13 protein-coding genes, 1 tRNA gene and 1 rRNA gene are annotated in these 19710 nt (G+C 70.2%); 12 read left to right on the plus strand and 3 right to left on the minus strand.

The window, feature by feature from the left end; translation table 11 throughout:
• Nucleotides 1–95 (plus strand): 5S ribosomal RNA (gene rrf / locus ABZ939_RS36615); the annotation flags it as partial.
• Nucleotides 96–99: 4 nt separating this feature from the next.
• Nucleotides 100–175 (plus strand) — tRNA-Thr (locus ABZ939_RS36620).
• A 114-nt stretch (nucleotides 176–289) separates the two neighbouring features.
• On the opposite strand, the gene ABZ939_RS36625 is transcribed toward ABZ939_RS36620, so the two are convergent.
• Nucleotides 290–2941, minus strand: coding sequence for a SpoIIE family protein phosphatase (locus ABZ939_RS36625; protein WP_361864901.1), 2652 nt, complete (start codon nucleotides 2939–2941; stop codon nucleotides 290–292).
• 269 nt (nucleotides 2942–3210) lie between these two features.
• Between ABZ939_RS36625 and ABZ939_RS36630 the strand changes: the two genes are divergently transcribed.
• The 10 genes from ABZ939_RS36630 to ABZ939_RS36675 all read left to right on the plus strand — a co-directional run bounded on the left by ABZ939_RS36630 (nucleotide 3211) and on the right by ABZ939_RS36675 (nucleotide 18126).
• Nucleotides 3211–8706, plus strand: a complete 5496-nt coding sequence (locus tag ABZ939_RS36630; RefSeq protein WP_361864903.1) for a HAMP domain-containing protein — start codon at nucleotides 3211–3213, stop codon at nucleotides 8704–8706.
• A 241-nt stretch (nucleotides 8707–8947) separates the two neighbouring features.
• Nucleotides 8948–9622, plus strand: a complete 675-nt coding sequence (locus tag ABZ939_RS36635; protein ID WP_361864905.1) for a response regulator — start codon at nucleotides 8948–8950, stop codon at nucleotides 9620–9622.
• A 127-nt stretch (nucleotides 9623–9749) separates the two neighbouring features.
• On the plus strand, nucleotides 9750–12551 hold the full coding sequence (locus ABZ939_RS36640; protein WP_361864907.1) for a DNA translocase FtsK: 2802 nt from the start codon (nucleotides 9750–9752) through the stop codon (nucleotides 12549–12551).
• A 285-nt stretch (nucleotides 12552–12836) separates the two neighbouring features.
• On the plus strand, nucleotides 12837–13667 hold the full coding sequence (locus ABZ939_RS36645; RefSeq protein WP_361864909.1) for a RodZ domain-containing protein: 831 nt from the start codon (nucleotides 12837–12839) through the stop codon (nucleotides 13665–13667).
• A 73-nt stretch (nucleotides 13668–13740) separates the two neighbouring features.
• Nucleotides 13741–15231 (plus strand): 30S ribosomal protein S12 methylthiotransferase RimO, encoded by a 1491-nt coding sequence (gene rimO, locus ABZ939_RS36650; protein WP_361864911.1) that lies wholly within the window; start codon nucleotides 13741–13743, stop codon nucleotides 15229–15231.
• Nucleotides 15228–16088 carry a CDP-diacylglycerol--glycerol-3-phosphate 3-phosphatidyltransferase gene (gene pgsA, locus ABZ939_RS36655; RefSeq protein WP_361864913.1) on the plus strand — a complete coding sequence of 287 codons (861 nt, stop codon included), beginning with the start codon at nucleotides 15228–15230 and terminating at the stop codon, nucleotides 16086–16088. Before rimO ends, pgsA begins: the two co-directional genes overlap by 4 nt.
• On the plus strand, nucleotides 16085–16594 hold the full coding sequence (locus tag ABZ939_RS36660) for a nicotinamide-nucleotide amidohydrolase family protein (protein WP_361864915.1): 510 nt from the start codon (nucleotides 16085–16087) through the stop codon (nucleotides 16592–16594). Before pgsA ends, ABZ939_RS36660 begins: the two co-directional genes overlap by 4 nt.
• Before the next feature lie 109 nt (nucleotides 16595–16703).
• A complete protein-coding gene (locus ABZ939_RS36665) occupies nucleotides 16704–17087 on the plus strand; it encodes a helix-turn-helix transcriptional regulator (RefSeq protein ID WP_041131554.1) in 384 nt (127 codons plus the stop codon).
• A gap of 155 nt (nucleotides 17088–17242) precedes the next feature.
• A complete protein-coding gene (locus tag ABZ939_RS36670) occupies nucleotides 17243–17719 on the plus strand; it encodes a DNA starvation/stationary phase protection protein (RefSeq protein WP_361864918.1) in 477 nt (158 codons plus the stop codon).
• 107 nt (nucleotides 17720–17826) lie between these two features.
• Nucleotides 17827–18126 (plus strand): hypothetical protein, encoded by a 300-nt coding sequence (locus ABZ939_RS36675; protein WP_361864919.1) that lies wholly within the window; start codon nucleotides 17827–17829, stop codon nucleotides 18124–18126.
• Here the strand turns inward: ABZ939_RS36675 and ABZ939_RS36680 are convergent.
• The gene (locus ABZ939_RS36680) at nucleotides 18074–18838 is read right to left on the minus strand and encodes an SDR family NAD(P)-dependent oxidoreductase (protein ID WP_361864921.1); all 765 of its coding nucleotides are present in this window, start codon (nucleotides 18836–18838) and stop codon (nucleotides 18074–18076) included. The genes ABZ939_RS36675 and ABZ939_RS36680 overlap by 53 nt on opposite strands.
• 61 nt (nucleotides 18839–18899) lie before the next feature.
• Complete coding sequence (locus ABZ939_RS36685) at nucleotides 18900–19688, minus strand: DNA-formamidopyrimidine glycosylase family protein (protein WP_361864923.1); 789 nt, start codon at nucleotides 19686–19688, stop codon at nucleotides 18900–18902.
• Nucleotides 19689–19710: the final 22 nt, after the last annotated feature.

Here is a 19710-nt window from a genome sequence, read left to right on the forward strand (position 1 = left end):
AAACGCCCGGTTACATTCCGAACCCGGAAGCTAAGCCTTTCAGCGCCGATGGTACTGCAGGGGGGACCCTGTGGGAGAGTAGGACGCCGCCGAACTCCCGCCCTTTTAGCTCAGTCGGTAGAGCGTCTCCATGGTAAGGAGAAGGTCAACGGTTCGATTCCGTTAAAGGGCTCCACTTAAAGAAGGCCCCCGCCTCATGGCGGGGGCCTTCTTTGGTTTCTGGCCATGGTCGGTCTTGGGTGTGTGCGCGACACCGGCTTTGCATGCCGGTGTCGCGCACACCTCGATTTCAGTCGCCGTGCCGGGGCTCAGGGAGGCGCATGGCCAGGATGGCCATGTCGTCGGAGGCGGGCTCCTGGGCGAAGCGCTCGACCGCGCGCAGGATGCGGGCGGCGACCGCGCCGGCCGTGAGGCCCGTACACGTCTTGAGGACCTCGATCAGACCGTCGTCGCCGAGCATCCGCGTGCCCTCGCGGCGTTCCGTGACGCCGTCGGTGACGCAGAGCAGGACGTCGCCCGGCTCGAGCGTGATGGTCTGCTCGTACAGTTCCAGGTCGTCGATGACACCCAGGAGCGGCTGCGGGTCGGCGGCGGGGACAACCGTGCCGTCCTGGCGCAGGCGCAGCGGCAGCGGGTGCCCGGCGCAGACGACCTTGAGGATGGCCGAGCCGTCCTCCTGCGGCCACAGCTCGCCGTACAGCAGCGTCAGGAAGCGGCTGCGGGCGCCCTCGTCGAGGATGGCGGCGTTGAGGCGCTCGAGGACCGCCGGGCCGCCGAATCCCTCGCGGGCCAGCAGACGCAGGGCATGCCGGGCCAGGCCGGTGACGGCCGCGGCTTCCGGGCCCGTGCCGCAGACGTCGCCGATGGCGAAACCGTAGGCGTTGTCGCGGATCGGGAAGAGGTCGTAGAAGTCTCCGCCGACCTCGTTGCCCTCGCCGGCCGCGCGGTAGATGACGTCCACCTCGACACCGGGGATGTCCGGGAGGCCGGGCGGCAGCAGACTGCGCTGGAGGGACTGACTGATCGCCATGCGCTCCGAGTAGAGGCGGGCGTTGTCGAGGGCCAGTGCCGCTCGGCGGGAGAGATCCTCCGCGAGCTCCAGGATCTCCTGGCGGAAGTGGTCGTCGGACGGCTTGCCCAGGGTGAGCATGCCGATGACACGGTTCCGGGCGACGAGCGGAAGGACCACGGTCTCCCCGCCGACCACGGCCGCGGTCGCGAGCGTGGCGTCGATGCCGGAGGACAACGGGCCTCCCGTACCGCCCAGTTCGCGCAGTGAGGTGGAGAGCGCGGCCCGGTGGGCGGCCTCGCCCGGGGCGGCCCAGACGCGGGCGCCCGGAGTGGGCACAGGGTCGGGCGGGGCGATGGACGACAACAGCGCCTTCAGCCCGTCGATGCGGTCCTCGTCCTCGTGCAGAACATACGAGAGGTACGGTTCCGAGACCTGGTCGGCGATCGTATAGACGGCGCACCAGGTGGCCAGGGTGGGGACCGTCATCTGGGCCATCAGGGCCAGGGTCTGGTCGCGGTCGAGGGTGCCGGCCAGCAGGTCGGAGGCCTCGACGAGGAAGCTGAGGGAGCCGCGGCGGAGGCGTTCGAGCTCGCCGAGGCGGGCCGATTCGACGGCCAGGGCGATGCGGTCCGCGGCGAACTGGAGGCGCAGGGCCTCCTCGTTGGAGTAGCGGTTGGAGCTTTCGGCGGCGACGCCGAGGGAGCCGGTGAGGCGTCCCTCGACCTTCAGGGGCACGGTGACGACCGAGCGCATCCCGGTGCCTTCGAGGAGGGGCACCGCGCCGGGGACGGCGGCCAGGTCCTCGTGGACGGCCGGCATCCGGGCGGAGCCGTAACGGCTGGCGCCGGTCTCGACGGGGACCCGGGCGAACCGCTGGCGGGCGGAGGGGAGTCCGGTGGTGGCCCGAACCTCCAGTTCGGTCTCGTCGTCCGTGGCGAGCAGCAGGAAGGCGGAGTCGCCGTCGAGCATGTCGCGGGCGCGTTCCACCGTGCGCTGGAGGAGGCCGTCGAGGTCGTCAGGGGCCGGGGAGCCGATGAAGACCTCGAAGGGGTCGGTGGCGCGGTTCTCGGCGCCCGGGTCGGAGACCGCGGGGCGCTGTGGGGTCTGGAGGACCGCGCGCTCGTACTCCCGTACCAGGAGACAGACCGTGGAGGGCTCGCCTGCGGCGTCACGGACGCGCAGATGGGAGGCGTACACGGGGATGACCCGGCCGTCGGCGCAGCGGATGCCGTAGCTGCCTTCCCAGCGGGACAGCCGGAGAGCCTCGACAAGGCCGGTGCCGATGCCGGGGGTGTGCGGCCAGGCGGCGAGGTCGCCGAGCGGCTTTCCGGTGACCTGCTCGGCGCCGTAACCGAAGAGTTCCTCGGCGTCCTCGTTCCAGGCGGTGATGGCGCCGCCGCGGTCGATCTGGGCGACGGCGACGCGGACCCGGCTGTCCGCGACCGGGAGGAGGGCGTCCGGGAGGACCGGACCCGCGGAGCGGGTGCCGATCGCGCGCTCGGGAAGATCGAGCTGGAACCAGACATGTTTGTGCGTGGGGGTGTACTCGACGCCCCAGCGGGTGGCGAGGGCGGCGCACAGGAGCAGGCCCCGGCCGTTCTCCCGGTCGGGATGGGCGAGCGTGCGGCCGCCCTGGACGGGGATCTCGCGCTCGGGGTAGTGGTCGGCGACCTCGACGCGGACCCCGTCCTCGCTGCGCAGGCACAGGACGTCGGCGGCGGTGCCGGCGTGGATGACGGCGTTGGTGACCAGTTCGCTGGTGAGGACGACGGCGTCGTCGACGACTTCGGCGTACCCCCACCCCTGGAGGGTGTCCCGGACGAAGGCGCGGGCGGTCGCGACGGACCGCCCGACGGGGTCGAAAGTGGCAGCCGCCCGCGCGGTGATCACAGAACTCCTCGTACGCGTCTCGACGCCCGGCTCCGCCATGGTCGGTCTGCCCCTCCCCGCTGCCCGGTGGTCGTCTTCGCGCCACCCCACCCCCGCCGGGCGGACCGGGGCGGTTGGACAGCCGGATGCCAGGTTACTTACCTTCGCTGTCCGAGCGGATGCCGGTCACCACTGTTTCCGTCCCCCGAGGGCGGGGACGCTATGCGAAGCTGCCGAACTGTTATCGCCGGGTTCGGCTGCGATGAAACACTGGGCAGGCTTGTGGCGACGGCCCGGGCAGTACGGTCAACCCCTTCGGGAGGGACACGGTGGAGTCTGGCACGGCGGCGCCTCGCCGCAGCGGCAGCGGCACGCGCGCGAAGGGCGGACGGTCCCGGAGTGGTGGTGGGACGGTGCAGGTGGACGCGGCGGCCATGGAGCGGCTGCTCGCTGCCCTGGTCTCGATGCGGGACGGGAACTTCCGTAAGCGGCTGACCGTGTCGGGCGACGGCGTGATGGCGGAGATCTGCGCCGTCTTCAACGAGGTCGCCGACCGGCAGATGCATCTGACCGGCGAGTTGTCGCGGGTGCGGCGCATGGTGGGGCGCGAGGGCAAGCTGTCCGAGCGCCTCGAGGCGGGGGCCAGCGAGGGCGCCTGGGCGGCGGCGATCGAGGCCGCGAACGCGCTGGTCGACGACATGACGCGGCCGGTCTCCGAGGTGGGGCGGGTCCTTTCGGCGGTGGCCGAGGGCGATCTGGACCAGCGGATGGACTTGCGTTCGGACGGACCGGACGGGGCGGCGCGGCCGCTGCGTGGCGAGTTCCTGAAGGTCGCGCGGACCGTGAACAACCTGGTCGACCAGCTGTCGGCGTTCACGGACGAAGTGACAAGGGTCGCACTGGAGGTCGGTACCGAGGGCAAGCTGGGCGGTCAGGCCCAGGTGCGAGGTATGTCCGGTTCGTGGAAGGATCTCACGGATTCGGTCAACACCATGGCGTACCGGCTGACGGCGCAGGTGCGTGACATCGCTCTCGTCACGACGGCGGTCGCCAAGGGCGATCTGTCGCGGAAGGTCACCGCACATGTGGCCGGCGAGATGCTGGAGCTGAAGAACACCGTCAACACGATGGTGGATCAGCTGTCCTCGTTCTCCTCCGAGGTGACCCGCGTGGCGCGCGAGGTGGGTACCGAGGGCGAGCTGGGCGGTCAGGCCGAGGTGGCGGGTGTCGCCGGTGTCTGGAAGGACCTGACCGACTCCGTCAACACGATGGCGGGAAATCTCACCAATCAGGTGAGGGGTATCGCCGAGGTGACCACGGCGGTCGCCAACGGCGACCTGTCCCAGAAGGTCACCGTGAGCGCGCGCGGCGAGGTCGCGCAACTCGCGGACACCATCAACCAGATGACCGAGACGCTGCGTACCTTCGCCGACGAGGTGACGCGCGTGTCGGGCGAGGTCGGTGCGCAGGGTCTGCTCGGGGGCCAGGCGCAGGTGCCCGGTGCGGCCGGTACGTGGAAGGACCTGACCGACTCGGTCAACACCGTCTTCCGGAACATCACCACGCAGGTGCGGGACATCGCGCAGGTGACGACGGCGGTCGCCAACGGTGATCTGTCGCAGAAGGTCACCGTCGACGTGGCCGGCGAGATGCTGGAGCTGAAGAACACCGTCAACACGATGGTGGACCAGCTGTCCGCGTTCGGTTCCGAGGTGACCCGGGTGGCGCGGGAGGTCGGCGTCGAGGGTCTGCTCGGGGGCCAGGCGCAGGTGCCGGGTGCGGCGGGTACGTGGAAGGACCTGACCGATTCGGTGAACACGGCGTTCCGCAACCTGACCGGTCAGGTGCGGGACATCGCGCAGGTGACGACGGCGGTTGCCAACGGTGATCTGTCGCAGAAGGTCACCGTCGATGTCGCGGGCGAGATGCTGGAGCTGAAGAACACCGTCAACACGATGGTGTCGCAGCTCTCGTCCTTCGCCGACCAGGTGACGCGGATGGCCAGGGACGTGGGCACCGAGGGCCGGCTGGGCGGTCAGGCCCGGGTCGACGGCGTCTCCGGTACGTGGAAGGAGCTCACCGACTCCGTCAACTTCATGGCCGGCAACCTGACGTCCCAGGTGCGCCAGATCGCCCAGGTGACGACGGCGGTGGCGCGGGGTGACCTGTCGCAGAAGATCGACGTGGACGCGCGCGGCGAGATCCTGGAGCTGAAGAACACCATCAACACGATGGTCGACCAGCTGTCCGCGTTCGCGGAGCAGGTGACCCGGGTGGCCCGTGAGGTGGGTACGGACGGCCGGCTCGGCGGGCAGGCGCAGGTGCCGGGCGTCGCCGGCGTGTGGCGCGATCTGACCGACTCGGTGAACGGCATGGCCGGGAACCTCACCGCCCAGGTCCGTAACATCGCGCAGGTCGCCACGGCGGTGGCGCGGGGTGACCTGTCGCAGAAGATCGACGTGGACGCGCGCGGCGAGATCCTGGAGCTGAAGAACACCCTCAACACCATGGTCGACCAGCTCTCCAGCTTCGCGGAGCAGGTGACCCGGGTGGCCCGTGAGGTGGGTACGGAGGGCATCCTGGGTGGTCAGGCCGAGGTGCAGGGTGTCTCCGGCACCTGGAAGGACCTCACCCAGTCCGTGAACTTCATGGCGAACAACCTGACTTCGCAGGTGCGCAACATCGCCGAGGTGACCACGGCGGTCGCCAAGGGCGATCTCTCGAAGAAGATCACCGTCGACGCCAAGGGCGAGATCCTGGAGCTGGTGACGACCGTCAACACGATGGTCGACCAGCTGTCCAACTTCGCCGACGAGGTGACGCGAGTCGCCCGTGAGGTGGGTACGGAGGGAATCCTCGGTGGTCAGGCGCGGGTGCGCGGGGTCACCGGCACCTGGAAGGACCTGAGCGACAACGTCAACCTGATGGCCAACAACCTGACCAGTCAGGTGCGGAACATCTCCCGCGTCTCCGCGGCGGTCGCCAACGGCGATCTGACGAAAAAGGTGACGGTCGAGGCGCGCGGCGAGGTCGCCGAGCTCGCCGACACCGTCAACACGATGGTGACGACCCTGTCGTCGTTCGCGGACGAGGTGACGCGAGTCGCCCGCGAGGTGGGTACGGAAGGCGAACTGGGCGGTCAGGCAAGGGTTCCGGGCGTCTCGGGCACCTGGAAGGACCTGACCGAGTCGGTGAACTCGATGGCGTCGAACCTGACCGGTCAGGTGCGCCAGATCGCGACGGTCACCACCGCCATCGCCAAGGGCGATCTCACCAAGAAGATCGACATCGACGCGCGCGGTGAGATCCAGGAGCTGAAGAACACCATCAACACGATGGTCGACCAGCTGTCCAACTTCGCCGAGGAGGTCACGCGTGTGGCCCGTGAGGTGGGCACGGACGGTCAGCTCGGCGGCCAGGCACGGGTCCGGGACGTCGACGGCACCTGGCGGGACCTGACCGAGTCCGTGAACGAGATGGCCGGGAACCTGACCCGGCAGGTGCGCGCCATCGCGGCCGTCGCCACCGCGGTGACCCGCGGCGACCTCAACCTCAAGATCGACGGTGTGGACGCGGCGGGCGAGATCCAGGCCCTCCAGGACAACATCAACACCATGATCGCCAACCTGCGCGACACCACCCTCGCCAACGAGGAGCAGGACTGGCTCAAGGGCAACCTGGCCCGCATCTCCGGTCTGATGCAGGGCCGGCGGGATCTGGACGACGTCGCCTCGCTCATCATGAGCGAGCTGACCCCGGTCGTCTCCGCCCAGCACGGCGCCTTCTTCGTGGCGATGCCGACCGGCTCCGCCACCGGCAGCGCGGAACTGGGCGGCCAGGGCGAGGGCGCGTACGAGCTGCGGATGCGCGGCAGTTACGGATACTCCGCCGGGTCCATGCCGACGTCGTTCCGCCCCGGCGAGACGCTCATCGGGACGGCGGCCGAGGAGAAGCGGACGATCCAGGTCAACGTGCCGCCGGGCTATCTGAAGATCTCGTCCGGTCTCGGCGAGGCGGCCCCGGCGCATGTGATCGTGCTCCCCGTCCTCTTCGAGGGGAAGGTCCTCGGCGTGATTGAGCTGGCCTCCTTCCAGCCGTTCACGCAGATCCAGCGTGACTTCCTCAACCAGCTGGCCGAGCTGATCGCGACCACCGTCAACACCATCAGCGTCAACACCAAGACCGAGGTGCTGCTCAAGCAGTCGCAGGAGCTGACCGAGCAGCTGCGGGAGCGTTCGGCCGAGCTGGAGCACCGGCAGAAGGAGCTGCAGGGCTCCAACGCCGAGCTGGAGGAGAAGGCGGAGCTGCTCGCACGGCAGAACCGGGACATCGAGGTGAAGAACACCGAGATCGAGGAGGCCCGGCAGGTCCTGGAGGAGCGGGCCGAGCAGCTCGCCGTCTCCATGCGCTACAAGTCCGAGTTCCTGGCCAACATGTCGCACGAGCTGCGCACCCCGCTCAACTCGCTGCTGATCCTGGCCAAGCTGCTCGCCGACAACGCGGACGCCAACCTCTCGCCCAAGCAGGTCGAGTTCGCCGAGACCATCCACGGCGCCGGCTCCGACCTGCTCCAGCTGATCAACGACATCCTCGACCTGTCGAAGGTCGAGGCGGGCAAGATGGACGTCTCTCCGACTCGTATCGCGCTGGTTCAGCTCGTCGACTACGTCGAGGCGACGTTCCGGCCGCTCACCGCGGAGAAGGGGCTCGACTTCTCGGTCCGGGTCTCGCCCGAGCTGCCCGCCACGCTGCACACCGATGAGCAGCGGCTTCTCCAGGTGCTGCGCAACCTGCTGTCCAACGCGGTGAAGTTCACCGACACGGGCGCGGTGGAGCTGGTCATCCGGCCGGCCGGGACGGACGTGCCGCAGTCGATCCGCGAGCAGTTGCTCGAGGCCGGTTCGCTGCGGGACCCGGAGGCCGAGCTGATCGCGTTCTCGGTGACGGACACCGGCATCGGGATCGCGGCGGGCAAGATGCGGGTCATCTTCGAGGCGTTCAAGCAGGCCGACGGGACGACCAGCCGCAAGTACGGCGGTACGGGTCTGGGGCTCTCCATCAGCCGCGAGATCGCGCGGCTGCTCGGCGGTGAGATCTACGCGGCGAGCGAGCCGGGCCGCGGTTCGACGTTCACGCTCTATCTGCCGCTGAGCCCCAGCGAGCTCCCGCCGCAGGGGTACGGGCCGGGGGAGCCGGGGTCGATGGACCCGCAGCCGGGCCTGGAGGACGGCGAGGGCACCACGCACTTCGCGTCCGCGCCCATGGCGGCCGACCTGCGTTCCGGTGCGGGCGCGCTGTTCCGGCACCGGCGCAAGACGTCGCACGGGATGGACGCGCGGCCGGCGCTGCCGGGACAGCCCGGCCGGGCCGGTCAGCCGGAGCAGACGGCGGCCGAGGACCGGGCGGATGCCGAACCGCGCCGTACGTTCGCCTTCGGCGGCGAGAAGGTGCTGATCGTCGACGACGACATCCGTAACGTCTTCGCGCTCACCAGCGTCCTGGAGCAGCACGGTCTTGCGGTGCTGTACGCCGAGAACGGCCGGGAGGGCATCGAGGTCCTGGAGCAGCACGACGATGTGACGGTCGTTCTGATGGACATCATGATGCCCGAGATGGACGGGTATGCGACGACGACCGCGATCCGGCGGATGCCGCAGTTCGCCGGGCTGCCGATCATCGCGCTCACGGCGAAGGCGATGAAGGGTGACCGGGAGAAGGCGATCGAGTCGGGAGCCTCCGACTACGTCACCAAGCCCGTCGATCCCGATCATCTCCTCTCCGTGATGGAGGAGTGGATGCGCGGAAACGGAACTGGGGGTTGTTGACGGACTGTCGCCGAGGGCGTGTGAGAGAGCGATATTCGGGGAACCTTCTGGTCTCTCACCGCGTTTCTGCTACGTGCACAGTGACATCGCGGTGACAGGGTGTGGCGACAGGCGGGGTGCGGCTACCATGACCGGCACAAGGACGGACGGCGCATGGGAGTCGTCTTCTGGGGCGGCGCCCGGTGCTTCCCCCGGCTCGGCGAGTCGGGGAGAGCCGATGCCGGGGCGAGGAGGACGGGGCATGGTGCAGAAGGCCAAGATCCTCCTGGTCGATGACCGGCCGGAGAATCTGCTGGCGCTGGAGGCCATTCTCTCCGCGCTCGATCAGACGCTGGTGCGGGCATCGTCCGGGGAGGAAGCGCTCAAGGCGCTGCTGACCGACGATTTCGCGGTCATTCTGCTGGATGTCCAGATGCCCGGAATGGACGGATTCGAGACCGCCGCGCACATCAAGCGGCGCGAGCGGACCCGGGACATTCCGATCATCTTCCTCACCGCGATCAACCACGGGCCGCACCACACCTTCCGCGGGTACGCCGCGGGCGCGGTCGACTACATCTCCAAGCCGTTCGACCCGTGGGTGCTGCGCGCCAAGGTCTCGGTGTTCGTCGAGCTGTACATGAAGAACTGTCAGCTGCGCGAGCAGGCCGCACTGCTCCGACTGCAGCTGGAGGGCGGCAGCGGCGGCGGTCACGCCAAGGAGTCGGCCGGGCTGCTCGCCGAGCTCTCCGCCCGCCTCGCCGCGGTCGAGGAGCAGGCCGAGGCGCTGTCCAAGCAGCTCGACGACGACTCGGCCGATGCCGCGGCCGTCGCCACCGCCGCCCATCTGGAGCGCAAGCTCACCGGACTGCGGCGGGCCCTCGACGCGCTGGAGCCGGGTACGAGCGGTCCGCCCGTACTCCCCTCCCAGAGCTGACGCTCCGTCAACCATTCGACGCCCGCCGTGAGCGGGCGTCAGTTTCGTGCCACGGCAAGGACGACACGAACGGGTGATACCGGACGCGCACGTGTCCGATGCCGTTCACACCGGTAACCTCAGCATCATGGCCTCACGTACGTCCGGCAAAGGTTCCCAGGGCACGGCGGGCACCGCGAAGCCGCGTGCCGGCCGTACGACGGGTGCCGCGAAGAAGGCGGCGCCCGCGAAGTCGCCCGCCAAGCCCCCCGCGAAGAAGACCGCGGCCAAGAAGGCCGCGCCCGCGAAGCGCGCCCCCGCCAAGAAGACCGCGGCGAAGAAGGCCGCCCCCAAGCCCGCGCCGTCCCCGACCGGCGGCGTCTACCGGCTCGCCCGCGGACTGTGGCTCGGCCTCGCGCACGGCGTGGGGGCGATGTTCCGGGGGATAGGGCGGGGAGCGAAGGGTCTCGACCCCGCGCACCGCAAGGACGGCATGGCGCTGCTGCTGCTCGGCCTCGCGCTGATCGTCGCCGCCGGGACCTGGTCCAATCTGCGCGGGCCGGTCGGCGACCTCGTGGAGATGCTCGTCACCGGCGCCTTCGGCCGCCTCGACCTGCTCGTGCCGCTCCTGGTCGGCGCCATCGGCATCCGGCTGATCCTCTACCCGGAGAAGCCCGAGGCCAACGGCCGGATCGTGATCGGCCTCTCCGCCCTCGTCATCGGCGTGCTCGGACAGGTCCACATCGCCTGCGGCTCCCCGGGGCGCGGCGAGGGCACCAAGGCCATGCAGGACGCCGGCGGACTCATCGGCTGGGCCGCGTCCAAGCCGCTCATCTTCATGATGGGCGAGGTCCTCGCCGTACCCCTGCTGGTACTGCTCACGATCTTCGGGCTCCTCGTCGTCACCGCCACCCCTGTCAACGCCATCCCGCAGCGGCTGCGCGCCCTCGGTGCCAGGCTCGGCATCGTCGAGCCCGCCTACGACCCCGAGGCGGGCGAGGAGCCGTACGAGGAGGACTGGCGCGAGGCCGCCCCGCGGCCCGCCGCCCGTTCCCGGCGTGGCACGCCCGGACCCGGCCGATCCGGCGAGGTGTACGACGTCGACCGGGCCGAGGACGAGGCGCTCACCCGGCGCGGCCGCCCGCGCCGCCCCTCGGTGCAGCCGGCCTTCGACCGGCCCATGGACGCGGTGGACGTCGCCGCGGCCGCGGCCGCCGCCCTGGACGGCGCCGTGCTCAACGGGATGCCGCCCTCCCCGCTGGTCGCCGACCTGACCCGGGACGTCACCGCCGAGCGGGCCGCCGCCCTGGCAGCGGCCGCCGCGGAGGCCGCCGAGGCTCCTCCCGCCGCCCCGGTCCCGACCGCCCGCGGCGAGAAGGCCGGACGCCTTCCCGGAGCCGTACCGGATCTGACCAAGCCGGCGCCCGAGCACACCGCGCTGCCGCCGCGCGCGGAGCAGCTGCAGCTCTCCGGGGACATCACCTACGCCCTGCCCTCGCTCGACCTGCTGGAACGCGGCGGCCCGGGCAAGACGCGCAGCGCGGCGAACGACGCCGTGGTGGACGCGCTCACCAACGTCTTCACCGAGTTCAAGGTCGACGCGGCCGTCACCGGTTTCACGCGGGGACCGACGGTCACGCGGTACGAGGTCGAGCTCGGCCCGGCCGTGAAGGTCGAGAAGATCACGGCCCTGACGAAGAACATCGCGTACGCCGTGGCCTCCCCGGACGTACGGATCATCTCGCCGATCCCCGGCAAGTCCGCGGTCGGCATCGAGATCCCGAACTCCGACCGGGAGATGGTCAACCTCGGCGACGTGCTCCGTCTGGCCGCCGCTGCCGAGGACGACCATCCGATGCTGGTCGCGCTCGGCAAGAACGTCGAGGGCGGCTACGAGATGGCCAACCTGGCGAAGATGCCGCACGTCCTGGTCGCCGGCGCCACCGGCTCCGGAAAGTCCTCGTGCATCAACTGCCTGATCACGTCGATCATGATAAGAGCGACCCCCGAGGACGTCCGGATGGTCCTCGTCGACCCCAAGCGGGTCGAGCTCACCGCGTACGAGGGCATCCCGCACCTGATCACACCGATCATCACCAACCCCAAGCGGGCCGCCGAGGCCCTGCAGTGGGTCGTGCGCGAGATGGACCTGCGCTACGACGACCTGGCCGCCTTCGGCTTCCGGCACATCGACGACTTCAACGAGGCGATCCGCAACGGCAAGGTCAAGCTGCCCGAAGGCAGCGAGCGCGAGCTCAAGACCTATCCGTACCTGCTGGTGATCGTGGACGAGCTGGCCGACCTGATGATGGTCGCGCCCCGGGACGTCGAGGACGCCATCGTCCGCATCACCCAGTTGGCGCGCGCCGCCGGCATCCACCTGGTGCTCGCCACCCAACGGCCGTCGGTGGACGTCGTCACCGGTCTGATCAAGGCGAACGTGCCCTCGCGGCTCGCCTTCGCGACCTCCTCGCTCGCCGACAGCCGCGTCATCCTCGACCAGCCGGGCGCCGAGAAGCTCATCGGAAAGGGTGACGGTCTGTTCCTGCCGATGGGTGCGAACAAGCCCGTCCGGATGCAGGGCGCCTTCGTCACCGAGGCCGAGGTCGCGGCCGTCGTCCAGCACTGCAAGGACCAGATGGCGCCGGTCTTCCGGGACGACGTCACCGTCGGCACCAAGCAGAAGAAGGAGATCGACGAGGAGATCGGCGACGACCTCGACCTGCTGTGCCAGGCCGCGGAACTGGTCGTCTCCACCCAGTTCGGCTCGACCTCGATGCTCCAGCGCAAGCTGCGCGTCGGGTTCGCCAAGGCCGGACGGCTGATGGACCTGATGGAGTCGCGGAACATCGTCGGGCCGAGCGAGGGGTCCAAGGCGCGTGACGTGCTCGTCAAGCCGGATGAGCTGGACGGGGTACTGGCGGTCATCCGCGGGGAGTCCGGGGAGTGATCCGCGGGCGGTTCGGGGAGTGGTCCGCGGGCGGTTCGGGGAGTGATTCGCGCGGAGTTCAGGTGGTCCGCGCGGCAGCCACGCCATAACGAGACCTGGCCGAGACTCACTCGTAAGGGAACGGGGGCAACCGTTTCCCTTGGGCGTACGTCAAGTTGGAGGGAGGGACAGAACGATGTCCCAGCCTCATGGCGTACAAACAGCCTCCGCCCGGTTGCCCCACCCTTTCGTACCACCCATAGACTGAACGTCCAGCAGGTGGTTACACGCTCGAAAGGCGCTCTCGTGTCCATCGGCAACTCCCCCGAATCCCCCGAAGACGACCGGAACTTCCCGGCAGACGACCGGGATTCGATCGGTCGTGCTCTCCAGCAGGGCCGGATCGCCGCCGGTCTCACCGTCGACGAGGTCAGTGCCTCCACACGCGTCCGTATCCCGATCGTTCACGCGATCGAGGAGGACGACTTCTCGCGCTGCGGCGGCGACGTCTACGCCCGCGGGCACATCCGTACGCTCGCGCGCGCCGTGGGACTCGATCCCGCGTCGCTGATCGAGCAGTACGACGCCGAGCACGGCGGCCGGCCCGCGCCCACCCCCGCCGCCCCGCTGTTCGAGGCGGAACGTATTCGTCCCGAGCCGCGCCGCCCCAACTGGACCGCCGCCATGGTGGCCGCGATCGTCGCCGTCGTCGGCTTCGTCGGCTTCACGATGTTCAACGGGACCGACGCGACGACCAGCGGCGGCGCCGTGGTCGGGGGCCCGGCCCCCGAGAAGAAGACCACCAGTCCCACCACGAAGCCGGCGCAGACCACCAAGCCGGCGCCCACCGGCAGCGCCATCGCGGCCGTCCCGAAGGACAAGGTCACGGTCAAGCTCACCGCGATCGACGACAAGAGCTGGATCTCAGCCAAGGCGAGCGACGGCAAGCTGCTCTTCGACGGGCTTCTCCTCGCGGGCGAGTCCAAGACCTTCCAGGACGCCGAGCGCATCGACCTGATCCTCGGCAACGCCGGCCCGATCGAGCTCTTCGTCAACGGCAAGAAGATCCAGGACAAATTCGAGTCCGGTGCCGTGGAGCGGCTCTCCTACGCCAAGGGAGACCCCGAGGCCGGCTGATGTTCCCGGCAGCCGTCGCGCAGGTGAACCCTGCGCGGCGGGGGTACGGCCGGGACGAAGTAGTCTTGAGCCCATGCCCGAACGCCGTACCGTCGCCCTTGTCACTCTTGGCTGCGCCCGTAACGAGGTGGACTCGGAGGAGCTCGCAGGCCGCTTGGCAGCGGACGGCTGGGAGCTCGTCGAGAACGCCGAGGACGCCGATGTCGCCGTCGTCAACACCTGTGGATTCGTCGAGGCCGCCAAGAAGGACTCCGTCGACGCCCTCCTCGAAGCCAATGATCTGAAGGATCACGGCAAGACCCAGGCCGTCGTCGCGGTCGGCTGCATGGCCGAGCGATACGGCAAGGAGCTCGCCGAGGCCCTGCCCGAAGCCGACGGCGTGCTCGGCTTCGACGACTATTCGGACATCTCCAACCGGCTGCAGACCATCCTCAGCGGTGGCAGCGTGGAGGCCCACACCCCGCGCGACCGGCGCAAACTGCTGCCGCTGTCCCCGGTGGAGCGGCAGGAGGCCGCCGCCGCGGTCGCCCTCCCGGGCCACGGCGCCGTGGAGGCGCCGGAGAACGTGCCCAGCGACCTTCCCGAGGGACTCGCCCCGGCCTCCGGCCCGCGCGCCCCGCTGCGCCGCAGACTCGACCGCAGCCCCGTCGCCTCGGTGAAGCTCGCCTCCGGCTGCGACCGCCGCTGCTCCTTCTGCGCCATCCCGTCCTTCCGCGGCTCCTTCGTCTCGCGGCGTCCCTCCGACGTCCTCAACGAGACGCGCTGGCTCGCCGAGCAGGGTGTGAAGGAGATCATGCTGGTCTCCGAGAACAACACCTCCTACGGCAAGGACCTGGGCGACATCCGCCTCCTGGAGAGCCTGCTGCCCGACCTCGCGGCCGTCGACGGCATCGAGCGGGTCCGGGTCAGCTACCTCCAGCCCGCCGAGATGCGGCCCGGCCTCATCGACGTCCTGACGTCGACCGAGAAGGTCGCCCCGTACTTCGACCTGTCCTTCCAGCACAGCGCCCCGGACGTCCTGCGGGCCATGCGCCGCTTCGGCGACACCGACCGCTTCCTGGAGCTCCTGGACACGATCCGGGGGAAGGCCCCGACGGCCGGCGCCCGCTCGAACTTCATCGTCGGCTTCCCCGGCGAGACCGAAGCGGACTTCGCCGAGCTGGAACGCTTCATCACCCACGCGCGGCTCGACGCCATCGGCGTCTTCGGCTACTCCGACGAGGACGGCACGGAAGCCGCCACGTACGAGCACAAGCTCGACCAGGAGGTCGTCGACGAGCGGCTCGCCCACCTCTCACGACTCGCCGAGGAGCTCACCGCCCAGCGTGCGGAGGAGCGGATCGGAGAGACCCTGGAAGTACTCGTCGAATCCATCGACGAGGAGGACGGCGTGATCGGCCGCGCGGCCCACCAGGCGCCCGAGACGGACGGCCAGGTCGTCCTCACCACGGACTCGGCCGCGAGCCGGGACCTCGCTCCCGGCCGTATGGTCGTGGCGAAGGTCGTGGGAACGGAAGGCGTCGACCTGGTGGCCGAGTGTCTTTTCGAGGAGGCGGGCAGATGACCGGAGTGCCGGCATCCGCGACGGGCGGGACCGGTAGGCCCGCGCCCGGCGGCAAGCTGGGCACTGCGGCCGTCAATCAGGCCAGCCTCTGGAACATCGCGAACATCCTCACCATGATCCGCCTGGTGCTCGTACCCTGCTTCGTGGTGCTGCTGCTCCAGGACGGCGGGCACGACCCGGTCTGGCGCGCCTGGGCATGGGCCGCGTTCGCCGTCGCCATGATCACGGACGTCTTCGACGGCCACCTGGCACGGGCGTACAACCTGGTCACGGACTTCGGGAAGATCGCCGACCCGATCGCCGACAAGGCGATCATGGCCGCCGGACTGATCTGTCTGTCGGCGCTCGGGGATCTGCCCTGGTGGGTGACGGGCGTGATCCTCGCGCGTGAGCTGGGCATCACGCTGATGCGGTTCTGGGTGATCCGGCACGGGGTCATTCCGGCCAGCCGCGGCGGCAAGATGAAGACGCTGGCGCAGGGCACGGCAGTCGGCATGTACGTGCTGGTGCTCACCGGTCCACTCGCCACGTTGCGCTTCTGGGTGATGGCGATCGCCGTCGTGCTGACGGTCGTCACCGCTCTGGACTATGTGCGAGAAGCCGTCGTCCTGCGACGCAGGGGGCTGGCGGCGGAACGGGCCGCGAAGGCCGGCGGAGCGCCGGTCGAGGCGTCCGGCGGTGAATCCGCGGGCGGGTCGGTCGGCGGGGCCGGCGGTGAGTCGGTCGGCGGGCCGGTCGGTGGGTCCGGCGGTGAGTCCGTTCCGGGGCCCGCCACGGGTCCGGAAGGCGGGGCACCCGAGACGCCCGGGGCTTCTGGGGCGTCCGCGAAGGGCCCGGCAGCGGGGTCGGCGCGATGAACGGAGCCGCCCGGGTCATGGAACTGCTTGCGGAGCGTGGTCACACGGTGGCCGCCGCGGAGTCCCTCACGGGCGGTCTGGTGGCCGCGGAGCTGACGGCGGCACCTGGAGCATCGAAGGGCTTCCGCGGGTCCGTCACGGCGTACGCAACGGCCCTCAAGGGTGAACTCCTGGGGGTCGACGAGACCCTTCTGGCGGAGCGCGGCGCGGTCGATCCCGAGGTCGCGCTGCAGATGGCGGCGGGTGTGCGGCTGCGGCTGGGCGCCGACTGGGGTGTCGCGACCACGGGCGTCGCCGGGCCCGAACCGCAGGACGGACAGCCCGTCGGAACGGTGTACGTGGCCGTGGCGGGGCCCGTGGGGGCCGGGAAAGTGGCCGCATTGCGGTTGAACGGCGGCCGTGCGGAAATCCGTAGAGAGAGTGTACGGAGCGTGCTGGAACTGCTCGTCGACGAACTCTCGGGAAATGGGCGGGCACAGGATACGGAACAGAACGGGGGGAATTGATGTTTGCAGCCCTGAGTGAACACGACATCGCTCCCCGCACGGCCGCAGCGCGAGGCGGTACGGTGGGGCGTGAAGGATGCGGCTACGCGGTCCGAGGAGGGAGCCACCGATGATTCTGCTCCGTCGCCTGCTGGGTGACGTGCTGCGTCGGCAGCGCCAGCGCCAGGGCCGTACTCTGCGCGAAGTCTCCTCGTCCGCCCGAGTTTCGCTCGGCTATCTCTCCGAGGTGGAGCGGGGGCAGAAGGAGGCTTCCTCCGAACTGCTCTCCGCGATCTGCGACGCGCTTGACGTACGGATGTCCGAGCTCATGCGTGAAGTGAGCGACGAGCTGTCGCTGGCCGAACTGGCCGAGTCGGCAGCGGCGAGCGAACCGGTGCCGACGCCGGTACGCCCGATGCTCAATTCGGTGTCGGTGACGTCGGTGGCAGGTGTGCCCACCGAGCGGGTGACCATCAAGGCGCCCGCGGAAGCTGTGGACGTCGTCGCTGCCTGAACCGAAGTGGGCGAACGCCCCGGGTGGTGCCCTGTAGGGGCACCGGCCGGGGCTTTCGTCGTCTTGGGGAACCTTCGTGATTTCCATCCGAGATGCCCGGCTTTGCGTGTTCGTGCCATGGTGGGGAGGAACATACGACTGGTTGGAGATTCCGCATGTCTGTCGTGAAGAGCTCCCTGTCCGACGCCGACCTCAAGACGGTCGGTGGTGCCCTGCAGGGCGCGCTGGTCGACCTGGTCGATCTCGCCCTGGTCGCCAAGCAGGTGCACTGGAACGTGGTCGGGCCGCGCTTCCGCTCCGTCCATCTGCAGCTCGACGAAGTCGTGGTCACCGCACGTCAGCACTCCGACGTGGTGGCCGAACGCGCCTCGGCGATCGGGGTGAACCCGGACGGGCGGTCGTCGACGGTGGCGTCGTCGAGCGCGATCGGGGCCGTACCGGTGCCGGAGGGGTGGATCAAGGACACGGACGCCGTGGAGATCCTCGTCCGGGCGCTCGGGGCCGTGACCGCGCGGATGCGCGAGCGCATCCAGGTGACGGAGGACCCGGACCCGGTCACGCAGGACATTCTGATCGGGCTGACGGCCGATCTCGAGAAGCACGCCTGGATGTTCCAGGCGGAGAACGCGTAGGCGTGGCACGTGCCATGGAGTTGTGCGTCCCGTGCGCCCGGTCTGCCTCCGGTGCGCCCTCCCGCCGTGTGATACGCCCGGTCTAGCGTCGACCGGAGGAGGCGGCCATGGTACGGCGACGGGTTCCGCTGGTGACGCTCGCGTGGATCGCGGGCGCGCTGGTGGCCGGCGGGCTGTGGTGGTGGGCGGTGCTGCGACTGGTGCTGGCCCCGGAACAGTCGGGGCTGGTGGAGGGGGCGGTCGCGGCCGGCGGCTGGGGGCTGAGTCTGCTGCCGGTGCACGTGACGGCGTCCGCCGCCGCGGGCGGCCGGGCGCGCGCCGGACGGGCCGTGGAGGGCACGGGGAGCGCACAGGTCACCACGGCATCGCGACCCCGCCGTTGGGGCGGAGGATCTGACCCGTCGTGAACGACGCGGCGTCGGAGGCGAGGTGGAGGACCGCGTGCGCGATGTCCTCCGGTTCGCCCACCCGGCCCAGGGGGGAGTGGCGGGCCATGGCCGCCTCCGCCTGCTGCTGCGCGGCAGGCTCGTGACGGTCGGTCATGGGGGTGCGAATCCAGCCGGGGGCGATCGCGTTGACCCGGATGCCGTGCGGTCCGACCTCGGTGGCCAGGGTCTTGGTCAGCTGCACGACGGCGGCCTTGGTGACGCTGTAGCAGAGCAGGCCCGGACTCGCGGTGTCCATCGCGCCCGAGGCCATCGTGACGATGGAGCCGCGGGTCCCGGTCGCGATCATCGAACGGGCCGCCTCCTGACAGGCGTAGAGGACCCCCTTGAAGTTGACCGCGAGGACGCGGTCGAGGTCCTCGTCGCGGGTGTCCAGGACGGTGCTCGTGTGCATGATCCCGGCGACGGCCGCCATCGTGTGCAGCGGGCCGGCGCTCGCGACGGCGGCGGCGAGGGCGGCGCGGTCGGTGACGTCGAGGGTGTGGGTGTGCGCGGTACCCCCCTGTTTCTCGACGAGCTCCGCGGTGCCGCGGAGGCCGGGGCCGTCGAGATCCGCGCAGTGGACGGTGGCGCCCGCCTCCGCGAGGAGCGCGGCGGTCGCGCGGCCGATCCCGCTCGCGGCGCCGGTGACGAACGCGGTGCGGCCGGTGAGGTCGTACGCCGTGAGGACCATGACCGGACGGTACGACCGCATCTGACGGTCCGTCAATTGGTGCGGGGGATTCGGTGCGTGATCAGTCGGAGGGGCCCCGCTGGCAGCCGGGGCACCAGTACGAGACGCGCTCGCCGAGCTCGGCCTTGCGGATGGGGGCACCGCAGCGCAGACAGGGACGCTTCTCGCGGCCGTATACGTACAGAGGGTGCGCGGGATGCCGGGTCGTGGTCGTGCGGCGCTCGGGGCGGTCCTTGTTCGCGTCGAGCAGGCGGCGGGCGGTGGCGACGAGCCGCTCGGGGACACCGGACGGGAGTTCGCCGACCGGGAGCCAGGGGGTGACCGCGGCGAGGAAGGCCAGCTCCGACTTGTAGACATTGCCGATGCCCGCGAGATTCCGCTGATCCAGGAGGGCCTCGCCGAGGGGGCGGGCGGGATCGGCGGTGAGCCTGCGGACGGCCTCCGCCGGATCCCAGTCCGGGCCGAGCAGATCCGGGCCGAGGTGGCCCACGGCGTCGTGCTCGTCGGCGGTGCGGATCAGTTCGAGGACAGGGAGGCGGTAGCCGACGGCGGTCTGCTCCGCGTTGCCGAGGATCGCCCGGATCTGGTGGGTGGGGCCGCCGCGCCAGCGCTCACCGGTGGCGTACACCTGCCACGAGCCGTCCATCCGCAGATGCGAGTGGAGGGTCAGGCCGCCGTCGAACCGGGTCAGCAGATGCTTTCCGCGCGGCGTCACGTCCAGGACCGCGCGGCCGGTCAGATCGGCGGTGGCGAACCGGGGCACGCGCAGATCCGACCGGGTCAGGACACGCCCGGCGAGCGCGGAGTGCAGGCGGCGGGCGGTCCGCCAGACGGTGTCTCCTTCGGGCATGACTCCATGATGCGGGACCGGG

The sequence above is a fragment of the Streptomyces sp. NPDC046712 genome, from assembly GCF_040645695.1.
Taxonomy (GTDB): Bacteria; Actinomycetota; Actinomycetes; order Streptomycetales; family Streptomycetaceae; genus Streptomyces.

What these genes read in the sequence shown, in the direction of transcription:
- ABZ939_RS36635 (WP_361864905.1), top strand. Translation starts at nt 8,948, where the DNA reads ATGGTGCAGAAGGCCAAGATCCTCCTGGTCGATGACCGGCCGGAGAAT.
- ABZ939_RS36675 (WP_361864919.1), top strand. Translation starts at nt 17,827, where the DNA reads ATGGTACGGCGACGGGTTCCGCTGGTGACGCTCGCGTGGATCGCGGGC.
- ABZ939_RS36660 (WP_361864915.1), top strand. Translation starts at nt 16,085, where the DNA reads ATGAACGGAGCCGCCCGGGTCATGGAACTGCTTGCGGAGCGTGGTCAC.
- ABZ939_RS36685 (WP_361864923.1), bottom strand. Translation starts at nt 19,688, where the DNA reads ATGCCCGAAGGAGACACCGTCTGGCGGACCGCCCGCCGCCTGCACTCC.
- ABZ939_RS36640 (WP_361864907.1), top strand. Translation starts at nt 9,750, where the DNA reads ATGGCCTCACGTACGTCCGGCAAAGGTTCCCAGGGCACGGCGGGCACC.
- ABZ939_RS36665 (WP_041131554.1), top strand. Translation starts at nt 16,704, where the DNA reads ATGATTCTGCTCCGTCGCCTGCTGGGTGACGTGCTGCGTCGGCAGCGC.
- ABZ939_RS36680 (WP_361864921.1), bottom strand. Translation starts at nt 18,838, where the DNA reads ATGGTCCTCACGGCGTACGACCTCACCGGCCGCACCGCGTTCGTCACC.
- pgsA (WP_361864913.1), top strand. Translation starts at nt 15,228, where the DNA reads ATGACCGGAGTGCCGGCATCCGCGACGGGCGGGACCGGTAGGCCCGCG.
- rimO (WP_361864911.1), top strand. Translation starts at nt 13,741, where the DNA reads ATGCCCGAACGCCGTACCGTCGCCCTTGTCACTCTTGGCTGCGCCCGT.
- ABZ939_RS36670 (WP_361864918.1), top strand. Translation starts at nt 17,243, where the DNA reads ATGTCTGTCGTGAAGAGCTCCCTGTCCGACGCCGACCTCAAGACGGTC.
- ABZ939_RS36625 (WP_361864901.1), bottom strand. Translation starts at nt 2,941, where the DNA reads ATGGCGGAGCCGGGCGTCGAGACGCGTACGAGGAGTTCTGTGATCACC.